An 18094-nucleotide genomic window follows, 5' to 3' on the forward strand; every position below is an offset into this window, starting at 1 on the left:
TTTTGGTGCCCCTTCTCGCTTTGGATAGACGTCACCTTTTGGTTGAATCGCGCCAAAATTGTGCTTGTATGGGCCGCAACCTCGATGCCGGGGGCTTGTAATGGCAGACCGTTCATTAACCGCCGTGGACGTGCTGGTTGGCCAGCGGCTGAAGATGGCCCGCATGACCAAAGGCGTGACCCAAGAAAAGTTGGCCGATGCCGTCGGCCTGACCTTCCAACAAATCCAGAAGTACGAGACCGGCCGGAACCGCATCGGGACCGGGCGGCTTCATGCGATGGCCGAGGCGCTCGGGGTTCCAGTGTCCTATTTCTTTGAAGGCTCGAAGTCCGTGGCGTCTACGGCGGCCACGGAGATGGAAGCGATCCACGAGGCCCTGAGCACCAAGGAAGGCGTGCGTATCGCCGCGTCGCTTTCCCGCATTGCCGACCTGAAACTTCGGCGGAGCATCGCCGACTTGCTGGAAGAGATCATCGCGAGCGAAACCAAGGAGCCCAGGGTCGCTGGGAGGCGGTAGCGCAGGTGAGGCCATGCCTCATACCGTGAGTAAAATCAGCCGTGCGGCGTTCGATTTCGTCGACGAGATCGAGCGGATGACCGACCGTACTTTGCTGATGGCGCGGTTCGGCAAGCAGCTTGCCGATTATGGCTTCCACGCCTGGCTGGTGACGGGGTTGCCCAACCCGGGTAGCCGCATTGATCCGCTGATGCTGCTCAACGGTTGGCCAAAGGGCTGGACCGAGCTCTATACCAAGGCTGACTTTGTCCAGGATGATCCGGTGGTCGCGCACTGCTTCCGCTCGACCGTGCCGTTCGAATGGCGTGACACGCCTTTCGATCCGCTGACGAATCTCAAAGCCAAGGCGGTGATGGATCGCGCCACGGACTTTCACATGCGGCGCGGGTTCTGCGTGCCGATCTATTCGGCCGACCGCTTCCAGTCGGTGGTGACCATGGCGGGCGACAAGGTCGACCTGGAAGCGCCGGTCAAGCGCGCCTTGCACCTGATGGCGATCTACATGCAGGACAAGGCGGTGGCGTTGTCCGTGCCGGCGGTGCTGCCTCCGCTAAAGGTGTTGACGGGCCGCGAGCGTGAAGTGCTGCAATGGACCGCCGCCGGCAAGACCTCGTGGGAGATCTCGCAGATACTGAACATCTCCGAGGCGACGGTTACCGGGCACATCAAGGCGGCCTGCGTGAAGTTCGCGGCGCCGAACCGCCTCGCGGCGGTGGTCAGGGCGCTCCGGCGCGGCGAGATATCGCTCTAGCGTCAACCCCTCAATTTTGAGGGTTACGGCTCGGCGGCAAGCTAGTCGAGCATCCCCCCGGGGAGTTTCGTCATCGGGGGACAGCATGCTCGACGTGCACATCATCACGGGTGCCAACCGGCATCTTTACCAGCGGGAGCTGGATGAGCACCACCAGATACGCCACCGCATCTACATCGAAGAGCTGCGCTGGCCGGGGCTGACGCCGCGTAGCGACGACCGCGAATACGACCAGTTCGACACCAACGACACGGTGTACCTGTTGGGCCTCGAGGCGGGGCGCGTGGTGGGCGGTCTGCGGTTGATGCCGACGACGGGACCGCATCTTATCGGGGACGTGTTTTCGCGCTTCGCCGAGCAGAAAGGCGTGCCGCGCGCCCCTGATATTGCTGAGTGGACGCGGATATTCGTCGTGCCCGAACGGCGGGAGGAGCACACCGGATCCAAGATCGGCAGCACGGTGATTGCCTCGATGATCGATTATGGGTTGCGCGAAGGACTGTCGGGCATCTCCGTGCTGATGAATACCTTCTGGCTGCCCAAGTTCTTGAAGTACGGCTGGCGCGTGCGTCCTCTCGGCATGCCCGACGTACATGAGGGCGAATGGCTGGTTGCCGTGCTGATCGACGTAACGCCCGAGGCACTTGCCGGCATCCGCCATGATCGTGGCCTTGAACATCGCTCAGCGCTGGTTCAGCGCGGTCCGGTGCGTCCATTCATCCCGGGGGCGAGCCATGTCCCAGCCGTCGCCTGAGGGTAACGATATTGAGATGCATACGATTGATCTCGTGCGCGACATTCTCGCGCGCGCCGGTACGCTGCCGCGCCTGCTGGAGGTCCATTACATGATGCAGGAGCCGGACCTGTTTGAGGTCATAAGGTGCGTGACGGCCTTGCCGGATGAGGAGCGCGCGAAGCTGCTGCGGTTCTTCGAGCAACATGGAGCGCCTTCGCGGTTTCGCGTGCAGGAGGTGGGGCCGGGCACGTTGCGGCTTGAACGGGACCCGCAGCCGCTGCAAAGGGCGGGATAGATGACAGCGAGGCAGCACTAGCGCGTGAGCCGCGCGTCGTTGCTGTCCTTTATGCGCGCACGGTGTGCCTCGATCATAGCGGGCGTGACATCGGTCGGGTAGCAGAGCGGCTGGGCGCCGCCCGGCCTGCTGTAGGCGCTATTGCCCCCGCAACGCCTGCCGTTGCGCATGGTGTCGTCAGGGCAGGCGCAGGGCCGGCCGGTGGCGTAGTAATTTTGCCGGCTCGCCTGCACGATGAGCGCCGCGATGGCGGCGGCGGTCAGGATCGCCTCGGCCGTCTTCTCGCGCTTTGGCTCCTGCGCCTGCGGCACGCTTGGGCGCGCGCGAGGCAGGGGCACGTCGACCGTTGTTTCCGGCGAGCGCGGCGGTTCGACTATCGCGTATCTCGAAAAGTCGGGCTTCGGTGCTGGCGCCGGTGGCGCCGATGGTTTGCTGGGCGAAAGATAGGCGTAGCCCGCGACGGCGAGCCCGATGACTAGAATGACCCGGCCGGCAGACATCGTTTGATTACGCGCTGAGCTAGGCACGAGCCTTCCGGCTGAGCCTTATCCAGCGCTACCGCCCCTAACAACCCCAGCGGGAATTCTCAACATCCCGCCAAAGTTGTCCAGCGGGGCGTGGCTTGACTCTACGTTCTTGTTTTGTTCTTTACAGATATGAGGCGCAAGGGCGAGCTATCGCCTGCCGCGATCGACCGTGGCTGGCCATACCAGGTGGCGCTGCGGGCGGACTTCGTGGTCGGCAAAAACTACGAACTGATCGAGCAGGCGAGACATAACCTCGGGGCCTGTCCGCGCGGGCATAGCGTCCGGCGGGGCGAAGTTGGATTCGTGGTCTACTGCTTTTCAGACCCGATCAATGCCGACATCTTTATGCAGAAATTCAAAGGTGAACGGTTCGACCCGAAGGACCGGGGTCGGGGAGACCGTTGGTGGGAATGGAAGGCAGGGCCGCAGTCGTCCGCCTTGCTGCGGCGCGAATAACGCGGCGATGCATCAATGACGGACGCCTCGGAGATCTAAAGGCGTCGGTGGTTTGCCAAGAGCGTTGTCGGCTTCAAGGATGGCAAGATGAAGGACCAGCGCGAGTGGACCGAGGCCGCCGTCCTTAGTGGCCATGCGCTCTAATTCAACGAGTCGTTCCCGGATATGTCTGGCTGTCTCATGCGGCTGCATTGTTAGTCCCCCTCAGTTTGTGCTTCTCCGCTACTTCACGCCGTATTGGTCGGCAATCTCCAGCGCATTCTCAGGGAACACCCAATCGGGATTTGCCGAGTGCTTCATGAATCGTTGCAGCAAATTATCATTCGCTTTGGCGCGACGGAGGAGCGCCAGGAAGATGGGGTGTAAGACATCGTCATCTTGAAGGGCGCGTGTCAGTCGCTTCATTAAATTGAGCAATGTGTCCTGCTGATCAATATGGAGCGCATGCATCTCACTGTAGAAAGGTGGCCATCCTGTCTTGATTTGCTGGATGCGCTCTAAACGAATGTCCTTGTCCTCATAGAGGCTGTCGGACAGCCGCATCATGTTGATGAAAAGAGAAATAAGCAGCGCGTTTCGGCGCGACGTTTGGCTGCCGTAATCGGCATAAGTGTCACATATCGAAACCAGCCAACGCGAGGAGAAGTCGTCAACAATCCAGCTTAGATTTGCTTGGACGATTACCTCGAACGACTTCCAATTTTCTTCTGCTTCTCTTCGGTTACGAAGATTCGCGATAAGCACTTTTATGTGCGCGGGTGTTGCCGCTTTATACTGATCGGAATACATCAATTTCCCCCTGACGAAGAAATAGAGGCTCTACATTCGCGTCCGCACCAGTCCACTCGTGGGCGGGCCGTTCCCGAGGCGCGGTTACGCCCCAATGTGACCGAGTTCCATCGAGAAATCTGCCTCCGCGTAGCCCAATTCCGGAGCCAACTGCCTCTACCTTACCGCAGCAAGGAACCAAGCGCCGCCACCTGCCGTTCTGCGTCAGACCGCGCAAGGCGCGGCGTGCAACTTGGAACCCCGAGGTGATGAGATGACCAGAACACCGATGCTCGCCATCGGCCTCGCGACAGCTTTTGCGCTCGCGGCGCCAGCAGCTTACGCACAGATGTCACCGCAACAAGGTGGAACCGGGCGTCCGGCGGCGCAAGGCAATCAAGCCAATACTGCCGGGAACAAGATGAGCAAAGCCGACGAGCGCTTCCTCACCGAAGCGATGCAAGGCGACCTCGCCGAAGTGCAGATGGGCGAGCTTGCGCAGCAGAAGGGCGGCAACGATCGGGTCAAGGAATTCGGCCAGACCCTGGCGAAGGACCATGGCGATCATTCGCAGAAGCTGCAGCAACTCGGCCAGCAGATGGGCATGTCGCTGCCGTCCGAGCCGAGCGCGCGGCAGAAGGCCGATCATGATCGTTTGAGCCGTCTCTCGGGTGCGCAGTTCGATCGTGCGTTCGCCAAGCATATGGTCGAGGACCACCGCAAAGACATCAGCAAGTATCAAGCCGAGGCCAAGAAGAGCGGCCCGATCGGCGACATGGCGAAGCAGACGGTTCCGACGCTGCAGCATCATCTGCAGATGGCGGAGGATCTGAGCAAGCCGGCGCCGACGACCGGCAGCGGCGGCATGGGCCGCGGCGGCAGCGGCGGCGGGACGAGCCGCTGACGTCAATGGAGGCACTGTAAGTTCTTTGCGCGGTTGAAGCATGATGACAAAGCCCGTCGCGGTCTATCGTGGCGGGCTTTCTTCTTGTAACGCTGGCCTATTCAAAGCCGATGAACGAGGCATAGTTGTCCAACGGCTCCCTCGGCGAACGCCACTTATTGATGGGAGCCGCATCGTCCGCGTAGCCGACGCTCATGCCCGAATAAACTATCAAGTTTGATGGCAAATTCAGGTATGTCCGCACTGTCTTGTAAAACGCGACCCATGCCTGCTGCGGGCAGGTATCTAGGGCGTACGCGCGGGCGAGCAAGGCAACTGTTTGCAGGTACCCGCCGAGGTCAGCCCATTGCGCCACGCCAAACGAGCGTTCAAGTGCGAAGAAAACCGCGACCGGCGCGCTGAAAAGCTGGTAATTGCGGGCGTATTGACGATAACGGGCGGGCTTGTCTTGCCGTGGCACGCCAATCGACTCGTAAAGCAGCTCACCGACCTGAAACCGGCGGGACCGGTACGGCTCCTTCATCGGGTCGGGATAGATTTGATATTCCCAGCCCTCGCCCCGGGGCAGTTCGGATTCGCGCGACGCGAGTTCTGCTTTTAGCGCCTGCAACTTCAGCCCCATCATACAATATACTCGCCATGGCTGCATGTTGCCAGCCGATGGGGCCCGGGCTGCGCCTTCGAGTATCTCCCGCATGACCTGCTCCGGCACAGGCTTATTGATGAAAGCCCTGCAAGAATATCGGGATCCAACCGCATCACGGATATCCATCTAAACTGCTCCACTTTCTCATCGAATGTAGGAAGGATACCACGCCAATTTCCATAGAAATGCGTGCAGACGCCTTAACGTTCGTAAACGCGGAATTGGCAAGCTTTGCCGCGCCCACGGGTATCGGCCATGCGCCCAGCCACGAGAACACTGTCGCTTCTCACCTGGCGACCCAAACAGTCGTCAGGTTTGCACGAGGTCGACACGCGACGGGCCGCGCAATACGTGCGGATGTCGACCGATCACCAGCGGTACTCCATCGACAATCAGTCAAGTGTCAACGCCGCCTATGCCGCCATCCATAACCTCACGATCGTGCGCACTTATTCGGACGCCGGGAGGAGTGGCCTGCGTGTCGAAGGGCGCGACGCGCTTCGCCGCCTCATTGACGATGTTCAATCCGAGCGGGCGGATTTCGGCACCATCCTTGTCTACGACGTTAGCCGCTGGGGCCGGTTCCAAGACGCGGACGAAGCGGCGCACTACGAATTCATCTGCAAGCAAGCCGGGATTAAGGTGCGTTATTGCGCGGAAGAGTTCGAAAACGATGGGAGCCTCCTCACCACCATCGTGAAGGGTATGAAACGGGCCATGGCCGCCGAGTTCAGCCGCGAGCTCTCCCGCAAGGTCCTTGAAGGACAAAAATTGCTCGCTGGTCTCGGCTTTCGCCAGGGAGCGACGCCGGGTTACGGCCTGCGTCGGCTTCTCATTGATGAGAACGGCAAGCCGAAGGGCATGCTCAAACACGGGCAGCATAAGCACCTACAAACCGATCGCGTCATTCTCGTGCCGGGGCCGCCAAAGGAAATCCGGGCCGTGCGCGAGATATTCCGGATGTTTGCGATAGATCACACGCCGGTCGCACATATCGCTAGAAGATTAAATGAGCGGGGCATTGCCAATGCGTGGGGAAACCCGTGGACGACAAACAATGTCTTCAAGCTGCTGAAGAATGAAAACTACATCGGCAATTATGTGTACAACCAAAGAACCCAGAAGTTGCTAAGTAAGCCCAAGCGCAATCCGCGCCCCCTATGGATTCGGAAGGAGGGTGCATTCAAGGCTATTGTTGACCCTGCGATGTTTGATGCGGCACAGAAACTGTTGACGCAATCCTGGACGTACTCCGACAATGAGATTCTTGACTACCTCAGCGCCGCATTGTGCCGGTATGGCCATCTCAGTTCAAAAATCCTGCGCGATGAATCTTTTGGTCCGTCAATTACGACCTGCTATTACCGCTTCGGAAAGCTCTCCAACGCTTACCTCATGATTGGTTACAAAGCCCGTACGCGGGTCTCCGATCCGCTGTATCGGCCCATGCCGGCGGGCACGGAGAAAGTGTCCGAGGCGCCTTGGACGCATGATCAGTTCCGCTATAGGCCGTAGGTCTCTCCGATGGAGCGCCAAGGTGGCGTTAGGGGTGCACCATCCTCTTTGGTCACTCGCTGATGCGCGAATTGAACTTCCTGGCGGTCTCGACGATCCAGCTCCGATAATTTAACAACGGCGTCACGCCGGTGAGTCCACCGCAGCCCTCGTTGTCCTGCGGCGCTGTCGACCAGCTCACCACGCCGATGACCAGCGGTCCCTCGCCGTCGAATGCGGGCGCGCCGCTATCGCCGGTACAGCCGCCGAGGCCGGCGCTTACGTTCCGCGTGCGCGCGTCAACCAAGCGGACCTGAAGCGACCCGGGCTTGCCGGTTACCGTCAACTTGGCCATGCGCGGAATTCCCAGTCCGCGTGGCGTGCCGGCGATGGTGACGCCAAAGCCGGCGATGGTCAGGGTCTCGCCGGCATTGACCCTACGCGGCCTCGCCAGTGCCGCTGGCACGACGATGTCTGGTAGCGGTGCGGCGAGTTTCAATAACGCGATGTCGGCGGTGGCACGGCTTGCCGCGTAGCTGGCGGGGTCGAAATTTGGATGGCGGGCGATCGACCGGACCGGGATGGGTTGTCCGCCCTGGTAGGCCTTCACCTCATATCGGACGGGCCGGGTGACGCAATGCGCGGCGGTGAGGACAAGGTCGCGTGCCAGGGCTGTGCCAGTACAGAGGTCTTCCCGCTCATCGACGAGCATGACGATGGGCCGTGCAGCCCAGCCGGTTGCTGGCGGGGCGTTGCCGGTCATGGCGCTGGCCGGCGTCAGTAGGTGTATGAAAGTGAAGGCAAGCGCCGGTGCAGCAATACGTGCTCGTAACATGCTGAGTTGACGAATCCCTGGGCCGCTTTTGCAGATAAGGAGTACCGCGATCACGCTCGTATCAGGCAATTAATGCCGGAAATCAACCACCGCCGCGAGTTATGTCCGACGATTGCGGCCGATTTCGCACAGCGGTTCGTTTTCAGTCCTGCGGTGTTGGGCGAAATTGCGCGGCTGGGCGTGACGGTCCTTTGACCATTTGTCGGAGGATGGCGATCATTCCGAGGTGAACGCCGCTGGGCAACTGGTCCGGCGGGTTTCCTTTTCAACTCCGTGGACCGCTCATGCGGACAACCCACGGAGAAACTCATGGCGAAGAATCCAAGGCCTGCCTTCGACGCGTTTGTCGTTGATGGCGACGGAGAGGATGCGTTCTGGACGAAAATCGGGGCTGCGTGGCCTCATGAAGACGGCAAGGGCTACAACGTCCAACTCACCGCGTTGCCCGTTAATGGACGAATTGCGTTGCGCGTGCCCAAAGAACGTGAGCCCGCAGAGGGTAAGACGCCGCAATCCAAGAAGTGAGAGCGACCGCCGGCACGTAAAGTGCCGGCGCTTGTTTTGCGCCTCCGGCTTTGCCGGACCGGGCTCTAGGCAGTGCCCCGAGCCGCGTTGCGTCTCGGCCTTTCGGTGACGATCCCTTGCGCGATATTGCACCCCTCGCCGGGGGCAGTCGGTCCCGCGTCCCGCCTGCGGCGGCGCTATGCTGACGCTCCTGCGGCTGCCCTGCTGACCGGTCTCGGGGCTGGCGAATGGCGCAGCTACACTGCTGCCAGACGCCGTTGTCGCATCCGTCTCAATGCCGATTGCAGCCGCGAGGACTGAACTAAGGGGCTCTGCCCCTCGCGTGCGCAAGCCGTGTCCCCCGTCTTCCGCGCTTCGCTTGTGCAGACCGGGTGATCCCCCTCGGCTTGCGGTTGCTACCCCCGCTCTTCGCCAGAGCGGCAGGGCGCATGGCGGGACGCCATGGCCTGCGAAGGCAGGGGTCCGAGCAAACAGCAAGAAAACTCTGCACATGAGAACGAACGCGACCCTGGCGAATGGTGCGTCGCCATGACGGGATGGTTGCCGGAGCAATTGCGCGGGCCGTCATACGAAAAGCCGAAGCTGCCGCGTGCAGCCTAAAGAAAGGCCCACGGCCCCCGTGGGCCCTTCGATCAACACACGGACGGATGACATGGCCACTTGCGATAATCGGGACATTAATCAGAATATCGGCTGCTTGCATTGCCTCATCCATTCCACCATGCCGCCCGAGCCATCGCTGTGGTGACCAATCGGTCCAGATTCAAACGGAGATCAAAGCGGAGCCGGGGGGCTCCCTGGCAGACCTTTCACTATACGACAGTAGGAGATGGGCCGAGCGACTGGCGTGGCATCGTTCTACCCGCTCGATTGGAGGGCAAGGCGTTCGATAATGCTTTCGAACAGAGAGGCGCGGACATTACCCCTCAGGAGTTGCGTGGCTTTCTTTTCTTCTGGGAGCGACTGGTCATAGAGAATGTGGTTAGCCGGCCGCTTACGCCCGACAGCAATCCCTCATACAGCGACTACGACATCTTTTCTCACGGGCACCGTCTTCAAACTCGAATCGAGTTTAAGCACCATCTATTCCCGTCGAAGGGGCTGCGGCGAGGGTTTGACGATCCCGCCGCGCGTGCGGACGCCAAAGCCAAACTACGTTCGAAAGCTGGGCAATATCACGTCTTTACGCATTTGGAGGCGGAGAACCCGGGCCGTTGGGCCGTGGCCGAAAGCGAGCAGTCCCCCTTGGTTTTGCCTGATCGCGGGCGTGCGCTTCTCGTCAAGCTGCATCGCGCCGTGCCGATCCCTGACATGACCGTCAAGATCGAGGAGATACTTGAATTCCGGGAGAAACGACGCCCCGAGCTGCTGGCATTCCGCCATCACGCCGACCAACTCTTTCTAAAAATCGGCTCGTCAGCCGACGCTCAGATGTCATTTTTGGTCGAGTTCGAAAACCTAGCCAGGAGCATCACCGACCTCATAGATTCCATGGAGGAGCGACAGTTGCGGTTTCGGATATTCGGTCTTCAGGCGAAGGTTAAGTGGGAGATGGATCCAGCCAAGTGGACGTTCGATCCCTTCAACGCCACGGCAGGCGCCGGAATAGGCGCGCACTTTGGCCTCGAGGCGGCTATTGCCAGTGCTCTGGCGCTGCCAGCGGTCGTGAACGTAATTCCAAAGGTGGAAATTGAGTCCGCGAGTGGTCTTGTGAAAGCGGTTGGCTCCGGTCCCTTGCAATACGCGTTCCTGATCCATGACTTTGCTCACGGTCATCCGCCGAGATCGCTCTAGGCGCAATAGGGACCCGCCACGCGCAAACGTCTGCCACTGGAAGAAGCCGAACTCGTGCCGCGCATTGCGAGAAGCTGTTCTCCATTCCATCTGCGCCAGAGGGGAATGCTTGCGAGGCAACCTCTGTCAGAAGATGTGCGACAGCTCGCGGCGGCCATCCACCACGCGCACGATTTCGATCATTTCGACGGGGCCGTCGTCGGTGTCTGGCTCGGTGCGGTAGAGGATAAGGTAGGGCGCTTCCACCAGCATGCGCATGGCTTGGCGGATATCCGGACGCCGGACGCCCATGCGTGGCTGGGAAACCAGTAAGGCAGCCCTGGCTTCGATTCGGTCGAAGTAGCGCTCCGCTGCGGCTGGCTGCTCAAGGCCGATGAGGACGTAGATATCAAGCAGGTCTTCGCGCGCCTGGTTCGTCCAATAAAGCCTGGGAGCCATCAACGGGAGCTTTTCTTGGCACCTTCAAGCCGCTTGCGGGCTTCGCCACGCAGCTTCGGCATATCCACTTCGCCAGCGGTACCGCTCTCCACGCCTTGGTCCCAGAGATGGCGCAGCCGCCGGACATCCTCCTGGCGAAGCTCGCGCTTCAACTGCCAGTCCCGGACCGCCTCGCGGACGATCTCGCTGGTGGTCGCGTATTCGCCCGCGTCCACGGCCGCCTTGAGGGCCGCAATCTGCTCGCCGGTCAGGGCGACGCTGACTTTTTCGATGGCCATCATGTACCTCCTCGAATCTTATGGTGGTAAGTAATACTACTTTTTGACACCGTAGGCAAATGGGATAGGCCTACTGTCCTAGCTTCCGGGCGCTGCTGCCAGGGTTCATCGGACATTCGGCGACGCATAGTCCGTGGGCAGCTTGGGTTTTGAAGGGCTGCGTGCGTGCTAGGAACAGAGCGCCGCATGGCCCACGGGTCGCTACGTTGAATAACCAGAATAAGGAGCGACGCCCATGAGCCTTCGTGGCGTACTTGCCTTATGGGTTGGGCGTTTGAGGGTGTTTCTCTCAATCAGCCTCAGCCGATAAAGCAACAAGGGGCCGCTAGCACGGCCCCTTGCTTGTTGAATAACCGCTCTCGGAGCGATGGCGTCAATATGAGTCCATCACGTCTCGACGTCAACACGCGACTGCATGCCCTGTTGAATCACTCTTGCAACAAGTGCGCGGCAAAGATGCTTCAGTTCGTTAGACAGGCAAGAGATGGATGCTAGGATTCTTATTAGAAGGGGAAAGAGCATTTTTGGCACGGGTTTTGGCACGCTGAATCGTCGACAGCCAAAAACACCAATAAATCTGCGGCATTCCAGACGGTGCCTCTCAACTCAAAAAGCATTTACGTTTGGCCGGTGCGGGAGGCACGGTGCTGGTCACGCGCTGTGGCCCGCTCTGCAAGAGACCTGCTGAACATCTTAGCGAAGCTTGCACGGAAGGGCGCACGTTTTCGTTCGCTTGGCGATGTGTGGCACACACCACGACAATACAGGCAGGCTCGTTATCACGATAATGGGAGCTGTTGCCGAATTCCCTCGAACTGATAGAGCGAGATGACAATGTCAGCCGGTCGACGATTTCCATGGTGAAACTGGGCTGAGCTGAAACTGGGCTGATACGGCGCGCCAAGTTGCGCGGCTTACAACGTCAGTCGCTCAACCATCTCTTGGTTTGGGCGGTAGTAGGTCTTTGAGATTTAAGTCCGCAAGAATGCTCTTCAACTGTGGCGGGCATTCGCGGTAGTATCGCCCATGGGTTAGGGACGGTTTTAGGGGGGCGATATGCGTGCCGTTCGTGGAGCTTTTTGTGTTTGTGCTATTTCAAGCTTGGTTGTTCTGGCAGGTGCGTGCTCATCGGTACCCGTGAGTGATGAAGCGGAAACATCCCTCGCATTTGCGCCGACACCGGCGAAATACAGTTGGATGTTGCCGAGAACGCTGGTCAATGTGACAGCAGTTTACACGTTGACTGACTGCAACGATGCCACCGGCTGGTCCATCTCACCCGCGGTCACGATCAGTAATACGTCAGCGCCCGACATCAATCTTGGCCCGGACTTTCCTGACGGCGTGATCTCCATCCGGCCGGAGGACTACAAGTCGTTCTGGCGAGATAATAACTTCACCGTCAAAACGAGTTCGGCGACCCACATTCTGTCCTATCTCGGTGCGCAACCCACGAACCAAGTAGGTCCAATCCTCGGGACGCTGGTCGGTACTGCCGCCAAGTTCGCGGCCATCGGATTAGGGGTACCGGCAGTGGCGGCAGTTCCCGTCAATGATTTGAAATGTGGTCCTGCGAAGGCGGTCATCGCGCAGGTAAAAACACTGCAGGATAAGCTCGTCGATCCGAAGGTGACGCCGGAGGATATCAAGAACGTCCCGCCGCAAATTGCATCCTTGCAGAGCGCGCTCACCATTACTGTGCAAAGTCAATTCGACCCCGGTCGGCGCCCCGTCCAAATAGATGTCAAGACCGGTTTGGCACCGCTTGGGTCACTGCGGCCGACTTTGACTCAACTCGAACAATCCAAGTGGTTTGCGACTGCCGCAATCGCAAAGCAAGCCTTCAAGTCCAGCCGCGACCTGCGTATCGATGTCTTCCTCAACTTGCGAGAGGCATTTCCAGCAGATGCGTTGAAGGCAGCGCTCCAATGCAGCGATGAACGCAAATGCATGCTTGATCGGGTAGAGGCTCCCAAAGGCACCCTGTTCCGGGAGGTAGCGTACATTCCGGTTGAGGCCTACCACCGCAGTGAGGCAGCGAAACCGGTGCTCAAGAAGACGTTGCCCTTCGGCCAGTTTGGCGCGCCCCGAAGTCTGCCACAGACCGCGGGACTGTTCGAGCAGATGACCTGGAGCCTGACCTTTTTGGACACTGGCGAAATAACCGACAGCCAGTTCACAAGTAAAGCGACGGGCTTGGCTGCGTCGACGCTCTTTTCCAATGTGGCAAACACCGCCAACTCGATAGCGAGCGAGAGCCGCAATGCGGCCGTGGCCATGGACCCAGACACCACGCGGCTGCAGAACGAAAACGCTGCCCTAAAGGCACAAATTGACAACATCAACTACACCCAGCAGCTTAAGGGACTGCTGGCCACCAACGGCAAGTGAATTATCGGTCGAAGACCTTCAATGCGCCTTGTGTTTTGCTCAGACTGTTCACCTTGAGAGCCTGATCGAGAAGCTGATCGCGGTCCTTTTTTACGGGCTCCGGCAGCGCCGCATGCGGAAGGGCGTTTTTCTCGCTCTTGAGAAAGTCCTCCGCCTGCTTGCTGCCAGTGAGGGCATAGCCCTGCAGTGATTGGATAGCGAGGTCGCGGGTGAGCGACTGGATATCGCCCTCGTCGAGCGGCGTTTGTGCAGATGTTTTTGCCGGCATCAGGCGCTGCCAGAATTGCGGGTCCTGCGCGGTCTTCAAGACCGTTACCTTGTCGTCGTTGAGCTTGTAGCGATTGGCGATGGTGCCAATCGAGGTGAGGGCCGCGAAATGGGCCAACGCATCGGGGCTGTCCACTCCGTCGACAATCGGCGTGCGAATGAGCTTCTCCAGCACCGGAATCGTCTCGGGCGTGCCGATTACGGCCAATAGCGCAACGATGTTGTTCTTAAAGTTGAGATAGCTGGGGTCAAACAGAAGGGTTTCCGCTGTCCTTACCTGATCTTTGTAGGCTTCGGCAGCAGAGATCTGTTCTACGCCGAACGGCTTCTTCACAAACTCTTCCAGTGGAACGGGTGAGGCGTTCTTATCCGCGGGGGATGCGCTCTCTGCGGGCATAATTCTCGGTACAGCCATTGCCGCACTATTGTTGCCGTCGTTCGGCGAAGCGGCGCCCGCGACCATCAATGCGCCCGGCCGAAGACCCGCGTAAACTTCACATTCTTCGATGGCGACGCGCACGGTAGCGGGTGAGATACCCGGCGCCATGACGTCAAGGTTATCGGCGTCATTGTGTGGCAATCCAAGTGTATGGCCGAGTTCATGCAGCCAGGTGACAGGCTCAACTCCCTGGTTGAAAGTATGGTCTAGCCCTGGAAAGGTTCGCACCACGACCATGCTGGTGCCGGGCACCGGGGAACAACCGAGCGCTCCGCCTCGCAAGATCGGTCCGGAGCACCAGCTAATACGCTGCACCACCTTGACGCACGGCACCGAAGTTAACTTCTCAAAGTCAAGGCCGGTGGCCACGCTGCGCGGCAAGTCATCATCATAGGATGTTATCGGCCCGACTCTGCGCACCGCTAGTTTATCACAGGACGGTGCGTCGCTTGAGGCCTGAGAGAGGATTTGGGTGGCTCGCGCGAGGACCTGATCCAGTTCGCTCTCGGTGAAATCAATCTTGGCGAACTTCATTACGCACAGGTCGTACGTTTTGCCTGAACCTGCATTCTGCGCGTAGGCGAGACCAATGTTCGCGAGAAGAAACGCGCAGCTCAAAAGCATCGACCTGAGAATAAGGATTTTCATTGTTGCCCCCAACAATTCGCCTGGAGCGATTAGGCTACACCACCTATGATTGTGGACGGAAGGGGCCATCTTTGAAGGCCCGACTCGATGTTCGCGTTTTGTTCATTTGAGCATGAAACGTCAAGGAGAATTATCCGCCGCAGTCATCGACAAGATCTGGCCACCAGATCGCGCTTGAGCAGCATTTTACGGCGGAGAACCACGACGCGGTCGAGCGAGCGCGGCACCAACTCGGCGCCTGTCCGCTCGGGCACTTCGTGCGCAGGAATGATGTCGACTGTTCGTCAAACTGTTCGTCGACATTGCGCAAGGGATAAAGACGCAACATACGATTGCCGCAATCGCGGCAAGACCGTTGTCGCGACCACTATTTGTCCTGCAAAGTGCACGCAGCAGAAGTGCGGAGCATGTTGGAATATTTTAGCACATGTTTTAGCACAACCGTTTAGTCACTAGCAGAAAACGCTAATAAATCCGCCAACATTCGTTATGCCACATGCGAATGAAATTCGCGCACCAAACCAAATTACGCGCCGATTTCGCCGGCTATCTATAAATAAAACAATGAGTTGGTTTGATTGACGTATACAGTTTTCTCTAGCACGCTCTTAGCACGTTTCAGAGCAATTAAGTGAAAGAACAGGGATGGCTGCGCGCCACAAAATCCTCGGTGGCAAGGTCCATCTATACAAACGCGAAGATGGCCGCTTCTGGCAATGTGCGGCCACCGTCAACGGCAAGCAGTATCGGGAAAGTACAGGCAAGGACGAACTCGCCCAAGCCGAGGATGTCGCCGAGAACTGGTATTACGAGCTGCGCGGAATGTTCAAGCGTGGCGAGCTTGTAAAACCGACTGAGGTTGAGAAGACCTTTGCCGAGGTCACGGAACTGTTCTTGCGAGAGTTTGCGGCTCTTACAGAGGGCCAGCGCCGCGTCGGGTATGTGAAACGCAAGGAATGGATCGCCCGCCGGCATCTGCTGCCGTTCATGGGCGACAAGCCGATATCGCAAGTGAACTCGGGTCTCATTCAGGAATACCGGCTTTGGCGGGTGGAGACGACGAAGGAAAAGCTCGGTCGTCCGCCGGCCCGTGGTACGGTCATTCAAGAAATCGTCGTCATCAGGCAGGTCCTCAAAACTGCCTTGCGCCGGCAGTGGATCGCGGGCCTGCCCGACCTCTCGCAGCCCTACCAAATGAACGGCAAGATATCGCACCGGGCCTGGTTCTCGCCGGATGAGTACCGCGCGCTCTACACGTTCACCCAGAAGTGGGCGAAGAACCCGCCGATCGCGAGATGCGCCTCACAGTACGTGCAACTTCATGACCTGATCCTCTTCATGGCGAACACCGGCATACGGCCCGATGAGGCGGCTCGCCTTCAATATCGGGACGTTAGCGTCGTGGAAGACGACCGCAGCGGTGAAACCATCCTTGAAATCGAATGCCGTGGGAAGCGCGGCTACGGACCTTGTAAGAGCACAGCCAACGCGGTGCCGGTCTTTCGGCGGTTGCAGAAACGCAACCAACCTTCGCCGACAGACCTTATTTTTCCAAAGCTGCCACGTGAGCAGTTCAACACTGCCTTGGCGCAGTTGAATCTCAAGCACGACCGGGAGGGGCGGGTACGCACGTTCTACAGCCTGCGTCACACTTACATATCGTTCCGGCTTCTGGAAGGAGCGCACCTGCTGCAACTGGCCTGGAACTGCCGGACCAGCGTCGACATGATCGAGAAACACTACGCTGCTCACATCAAGACGAGGCTTGATGCGTCCGCGATTAACATGCGCAGGGGAGCCACGAATGCGAGCGGTAGGCCTGGATTGGTGGCCGCGAATGACGATAGCGGCGACGGCGCGGAGGAGGCGGCTTAGCGGCGGCACTTTCGCCCTGCGTTGCACTCCCGTGGCCACGGCCATGCATGCGGCCATTCGACGGAAGATGGCCCAGCCGCGCGGCCCGGCAAGGCATCCAAACGTTTCCCCTGGGGGGCCCCTCGTTCGGAGCCTCCTTGCCCGGCCGCTGATGGCGGCAGGGCCAAAGGACTCCCGTCGGCCGCGATGATGCAGCCGAAGTAAGAAGGGAGACCACACATGCCTACAAGCACAGCAACCGACAAAATCCGCCAGCTCAACGACGGTTTTCGCCGGAGCCTAATTTTCGGCGGCACCGTCTTGATGACGCCTGGGGTTCAGTCGTTGTCAGATTCCGGAAGGCAGGCCCTGTTCGAGGCCGTGCGCCGGTTCGACAGCTTCACAGCGGACAACGATCCGCATGGCGAACACGACTTCGGCGCGATCGAACAGGCTGGCGTCCGTTTTTTCTGGAAGATCGACTATTACGACCTCCAGCATCGTTACGCTTCGCCAGATGCCGCTGACCCGAGTGTCACCCATCGTGTTCTGACAATAATGCGGGCGGACGAGTACTGAGACGGCCGTCGTCCATCAAAAGAGGAGGCCCGTTCGGGCCTCCTCGCTTTCTGATTTCGGGAGCCGTCCGGGAATCTGACATTCCGCGTGCCGGAGCTTTGGAGAGGCTGCGTCTCGTGGCCGCGCAGGTGCGGGTGCTGCCTAAAATTCCTTTTGCTACTCAATGGCCCGTTTTGGCCCGCACGCTGGCTAAGTGCTAGCAGGGCCACATTTTGCCACTTCTCAACATCTAGCCCACGCCCTCTAGCTTAGAACTCATGTAAACTATTGGAATTGCGACGGAAATCGTACTCATGCTAAGGCTCGGGCTACCGTCAAAATAGTCGGATATTGAGTGTTTGGCGTCGAGTACTTCGAAAATGAGTGTCCGCACGATTGATATCGCTGGTCTGTATTCCGCCGAGCGGGGGCGGCTACGCCGGCTCATTCATCGCCTCGTCGGCAACAGAACGACCGCCGACGATCTTGTGCAGCAGGCATTCGAAAAGCTGCTCAATGCCGCGTCTGGAAGCGGTATCGAAAATTGTCCGGCCTATCTGACGTGCACCGCCCGCAATCTTGCCTTCAATCATCTTCGCAACGAGGCACGCCGTTCGGAGGTTTTGGTCTCCGACGCCAATCTCAGTGCCACAGCCGACGAGAGTCCATCTCCCGAAACCTCCGCAATCTACCGATGTGAACTTCGGTGGGTGCTCTCAGCCGTAGCGGCTCTTCCGCCACGTCGTCGCGAAGCGTTCGTCCTCAATAAATTCGAAGGAATGTCGTACGATGAGATCGCGGCCCGGTTGGGCGTGTCGCGCAATACGGTGATCACGCACATCGTTCTTGCATTGACCGATCTTAATCGCCGGGTTGCCGGTGTGACGGCCTAGCTTTAACGACGAGGTCTTCTTCGAAATTGGTGCCGGCTGTTTTACTCCGGTATGCAGGGACGAGGAGGTGAGTAAATCGA

21 protein-coding genes are annotated in these 18094 nt (G+C 59.1%); 14 read left to right on the top strand and 7 right to left on the bottom strand.

Translation table 11 applies throughout. The annotated features are described in order from the left end of the window. Nucleotides 1-100: 100 nt before the first annotated feature. The 4 genes from DW352_RS03520 (at nt 101) to DW352_RS03535 (ending at nt 2299) form a co-directional block, all read left to right on the top strand. On the top strand, nt 101-517 hold the full coding sequence (locus DW352_RS03520) for a helix-turn-helix domain-containing protein (RefSeq protein ID WP_115688587.1): 417 nt from the start codon (nt 101-103) through the stop codon (nt 515-517). 13 nt (nt 518-530) lie between these two features. Beyond that, a complete protein-coding gene (locus tag DW352_RS03525; RefSeq protein ID WP_115688589.1) occupies nt 531-1268 on the top strand; it encodes a LuxR family transcriptional regulator in 738 nt (245 codons plus the stop codon). An 85-nt stretch (nt 1269-1353) separates the two neighbouring features. Next, a complete protein-coding gene (locus tag DW352_RS03530) occupies nt 1354-2022 on the top strand; it encodes an acyl-homoserine-lactone synthase (protein WP_115688591.1) in 669 nt (222 codons plus the stop codon). Then, nucleotides 2003-2299: a hypothetical protein gene (locus tag DW352_RS03535; RefSeq protein ID WP_115688593.1), complete on the top strand. Its 297-nt coding sequence runs from the start codon at nt 2003-2005 to the stop codon at nt 2297-2299. Before DW352_RS03530 ends, DW352_RS03535 begins: the two co-directional genes overlap by 20 nt. Nucleotides 2300-2316: 17 nt before the next feature. On the opposite strand, the gene DW352_RS27265 is transcribed toward DW352_RS03535, so the two are convergent. Further along, nucleotides 2317-2637, bottom strand: coding sequence for a hypothetical protein (locus DW352_RS27265; RefSeq protein ID WP_245434306.1), 321 nt, complete (start codon nt 2635-2637; stop codon nt 2317-2319). Between the two features lie 303 nt (nt 2638-2940). Here DW352_RS27265 and DW352_RS03545 point away from each other — a divergent pair, with 303 nt between their 5' ends. After that, complete coding sequence (locus tag DW352_RS03545) at nt 2941-3282, top strand: hypothetical protein (RefSeq protein ID WP_245434307.1); 342 nt, start codon at nt 2941-2943, stop codon at nt 3280-3282. 222 nt (nt 3283-3504) lie between these two features. Here DW352_RS03545 and DW352_RS03550 read toward each other — a convergent pair whose 3' ends face one another. Then, nucleotides 3505-4071 (bottom strand): hypothetical protein, encoded by a 567-nt coding sequence (locus DW352_RS03550; RefSeq protein WP_115688597.1) that lies wholly within the window; start codon nt 4069-4071, stop codon nt 3505-3507. Nucleotides 4072-4324: 253 nt separating this feature from the next. On the opposite strand from DW352_RS03550, the gene DW352_RS03555 reads away from it, so the two are divergent. Then, on the top strand, nt 4325-4954 hold the full coding sequence (locus DW352_RS03555) for a DUF4142 domain-containing protein (RefSeq protein ID WP_245434308.1): 630 nt from the start codon (nt 4325-4327) through the stop codon (nt 4952-4954). Nucleotides 4955-5051: 97 nt separating this feature from the next. Here the strand turns inward: DW352_RS03555 and DW352_RS03560 are convergent, their stop codons facing one another. After that, nucleotides 5052-5726, bottom strand: coding sequence for a nitroreductase (locus DW352_RS03560; RefSeq protein WP_115688599.1), 675 nt, complete (start codon nt 5724-5726; stop codon nt 5052-5054). 231 nt (nt 5727-5957) lie between these two features. Between DW352_RS03560 and DW352_RS03565 the strand changes: the two genes are divergently transcribed. Continuing rightward, nucleotides 5958-7115: a recombinase family protein gene (locus tag DW352_RS03565; RefSeq protein ID WP_162826764.1), complete on the top strand. Its 1158-nt coding sequence runs from the start codon at nt 5958-5960 to the stop codon at nt 7113-7115. 52 nt (nt 7116-7167) lie between these two features. Here DW352_RS03565 and DW352_RS03570 read toward each other — a convergent pair whose 3' ends face one another. Next, nucleotides 7168-7857 (bottom strand): S1 family peptidase, encoded by a 690-nt coding sequence (locus DW352_RS03570; RefSeq protein ID WP_245434309.1) that lies wholly within the window; start codon nt 7855-7857, stop codon nt 7168-7170. 78 nt (nt 7858-7935) lie between these two features. Here DW352_RS03570 and DW352_RS26660 point away from each other — a divergent pair, with 78 nt between their 5' ends. The 3 genes from DW352_RS26660 to DW352_RS03580 all read left to right on the top strand — a co-directional run bounded on the left by DW352_RS26660 (nt 7936) and on the right by DW352_RS03580 (nt 10248). Next, nucleotides 7936-8124, top strand: a complete 189-nt coding sequence (locus DW352_RS26660; protein WP_162826663.1) for a hypothetical protein — start codon at nt 7936-7938, stop codon at nt 8122-8124. 114 nt (nt 8125-8238) lie between these two features. Continuing rightward, nucleotides 8239-8454, top strand: a complete 216-nt coding sequence (locus DW352_RS03575) for a hypothetical protein (RefSeq protein ID WP_115688605.1) — start codon at nt 8239-8241, stop codon at nt 8452-8454. A gap of 870 nt (nt 8455-9324) precedes the next feature. Beyond that, nucleotides 9325-10248 (top strand): DUF6236 family protein, encoded by a 924-nt coding sequence (locus tag DW352_RS03580; RefSeq protein WP_115688607.1) that lies wholly within the window; start codon nt 9325-9327, stop codon nt 10246-10248. Between the two features lie 126 nt (nt 10249-10374). Here DW352_RS03580 and DW352_RS03585 read toward each other — a convergent pair whose 3' ends face one another. Together DW352_RS03585 and DW352_RS03590 are read right to left on the bottom strand one after the other, a co-directional pair. After that, nucleotides 10375-10686 (bottom strand): type II toxin-antitoxin system RelE/ParE family toxin, encoded by a 312-nt coding sequence (locus tag DW352_RS03585; RefSeq protein ID WP_115688608.1) that lies wholly within the window; start codon nt 10684-10686, stop codon nt 10375-10377. Beyond that, nucleotides 10686-10967: a ribbon-helix-helix domain-containing protein gene (locus DW352_RS03590; RefSeq protein WP_115688610.1), complete on the bottom strand. Its 282-nt coding sequence runs from the start codon at nt 10965-10967 to the stop codon at nt 10686-10688. The genes DW352_RS03585 and DW352_RS03590 overlap by 1 nt, the downstream gene beginning before the upstream one ends. Before the next feature lie 1053 nt (nt 10968-12020). Here DW352_RS03590 and DW352_RS03595 point away from each other — a divergent pair. Next, nucleotides 12021-13355 (top strand): hypothetical protein, encoded by a 1335-nt coding sequence (locus DW352_RS03595; RefSeq protein ID WP_162826765.1) that lies wholly within the window; start codon nt 12021-12023, stop codon nt 13353-13355. Between the two features lies 1 nt (nt 13356). Here DW352_RS03595 and DW352_RS03600 read toward each other — a convergent pair whose 3' ends face one another. Beyond that, nucleotides 13357-14709, bottom strand: a complete 1353-nt coding sequence (locus DW352_RS03600; protein ID WP_115688614.1) for a zinc metalloprotease — start codon at nt 14707-14709, stop codon at nt 13357-13359. 645 nt (nt 14710-15354) lie between these two features. On the opposite strand from DW352_RS03600, the gene DW352_RS03605 reads away from it, so the two are divergent. From DW352_RS03605 to DW352_RS03615, 3 genes are all read left to right on the top strand, one after another. Beyond that, a complete protein-coding gene (locus tag DW352_RS03605) occupies nt 15355-16584 on the top strand; it encodes a tyrosine-type recombinase/integrase (RefSeq protein WP_115688616.1) in 1230 nt (409 codons plus the stop codon). A 219-nt stretch (nt 16585-16803) separates the two neighbouring features. After that, a complete protein-coding gene (locus DW352_RS03610; protein ID WP_115688618.1) occupies nt 16804-17142 on the top strand; it encodes a DUF3768 domain-containing protein in 339 nt (112 codons plus the stop codon). 359 nt (nt 17143-17501) lie between these two features. Continuing rightward, nucleotides 17502-18014, top strand: coding sequence for an RNA polymerase sigma factor (locus tag DW352_RS03615; RefSeq protein WP_115688620.1), 513 nt, complete (start codon nt 17502-17504; stop codon nt 18012-18014). Nucleotides 18015-18094 lie beyond the last annotated feature (80 nt).

Source organism: Pseudolabrys taiwanensis (assembly GCF_003367395.1).
GTDB classification, from domain to species: Bacteria; Pseudomonadota; Alphaproteobacteria; order Rhizobiales; family Xanthobacteraceae; genus Pseudolabrys; species Pseudolabrys taiwanensis.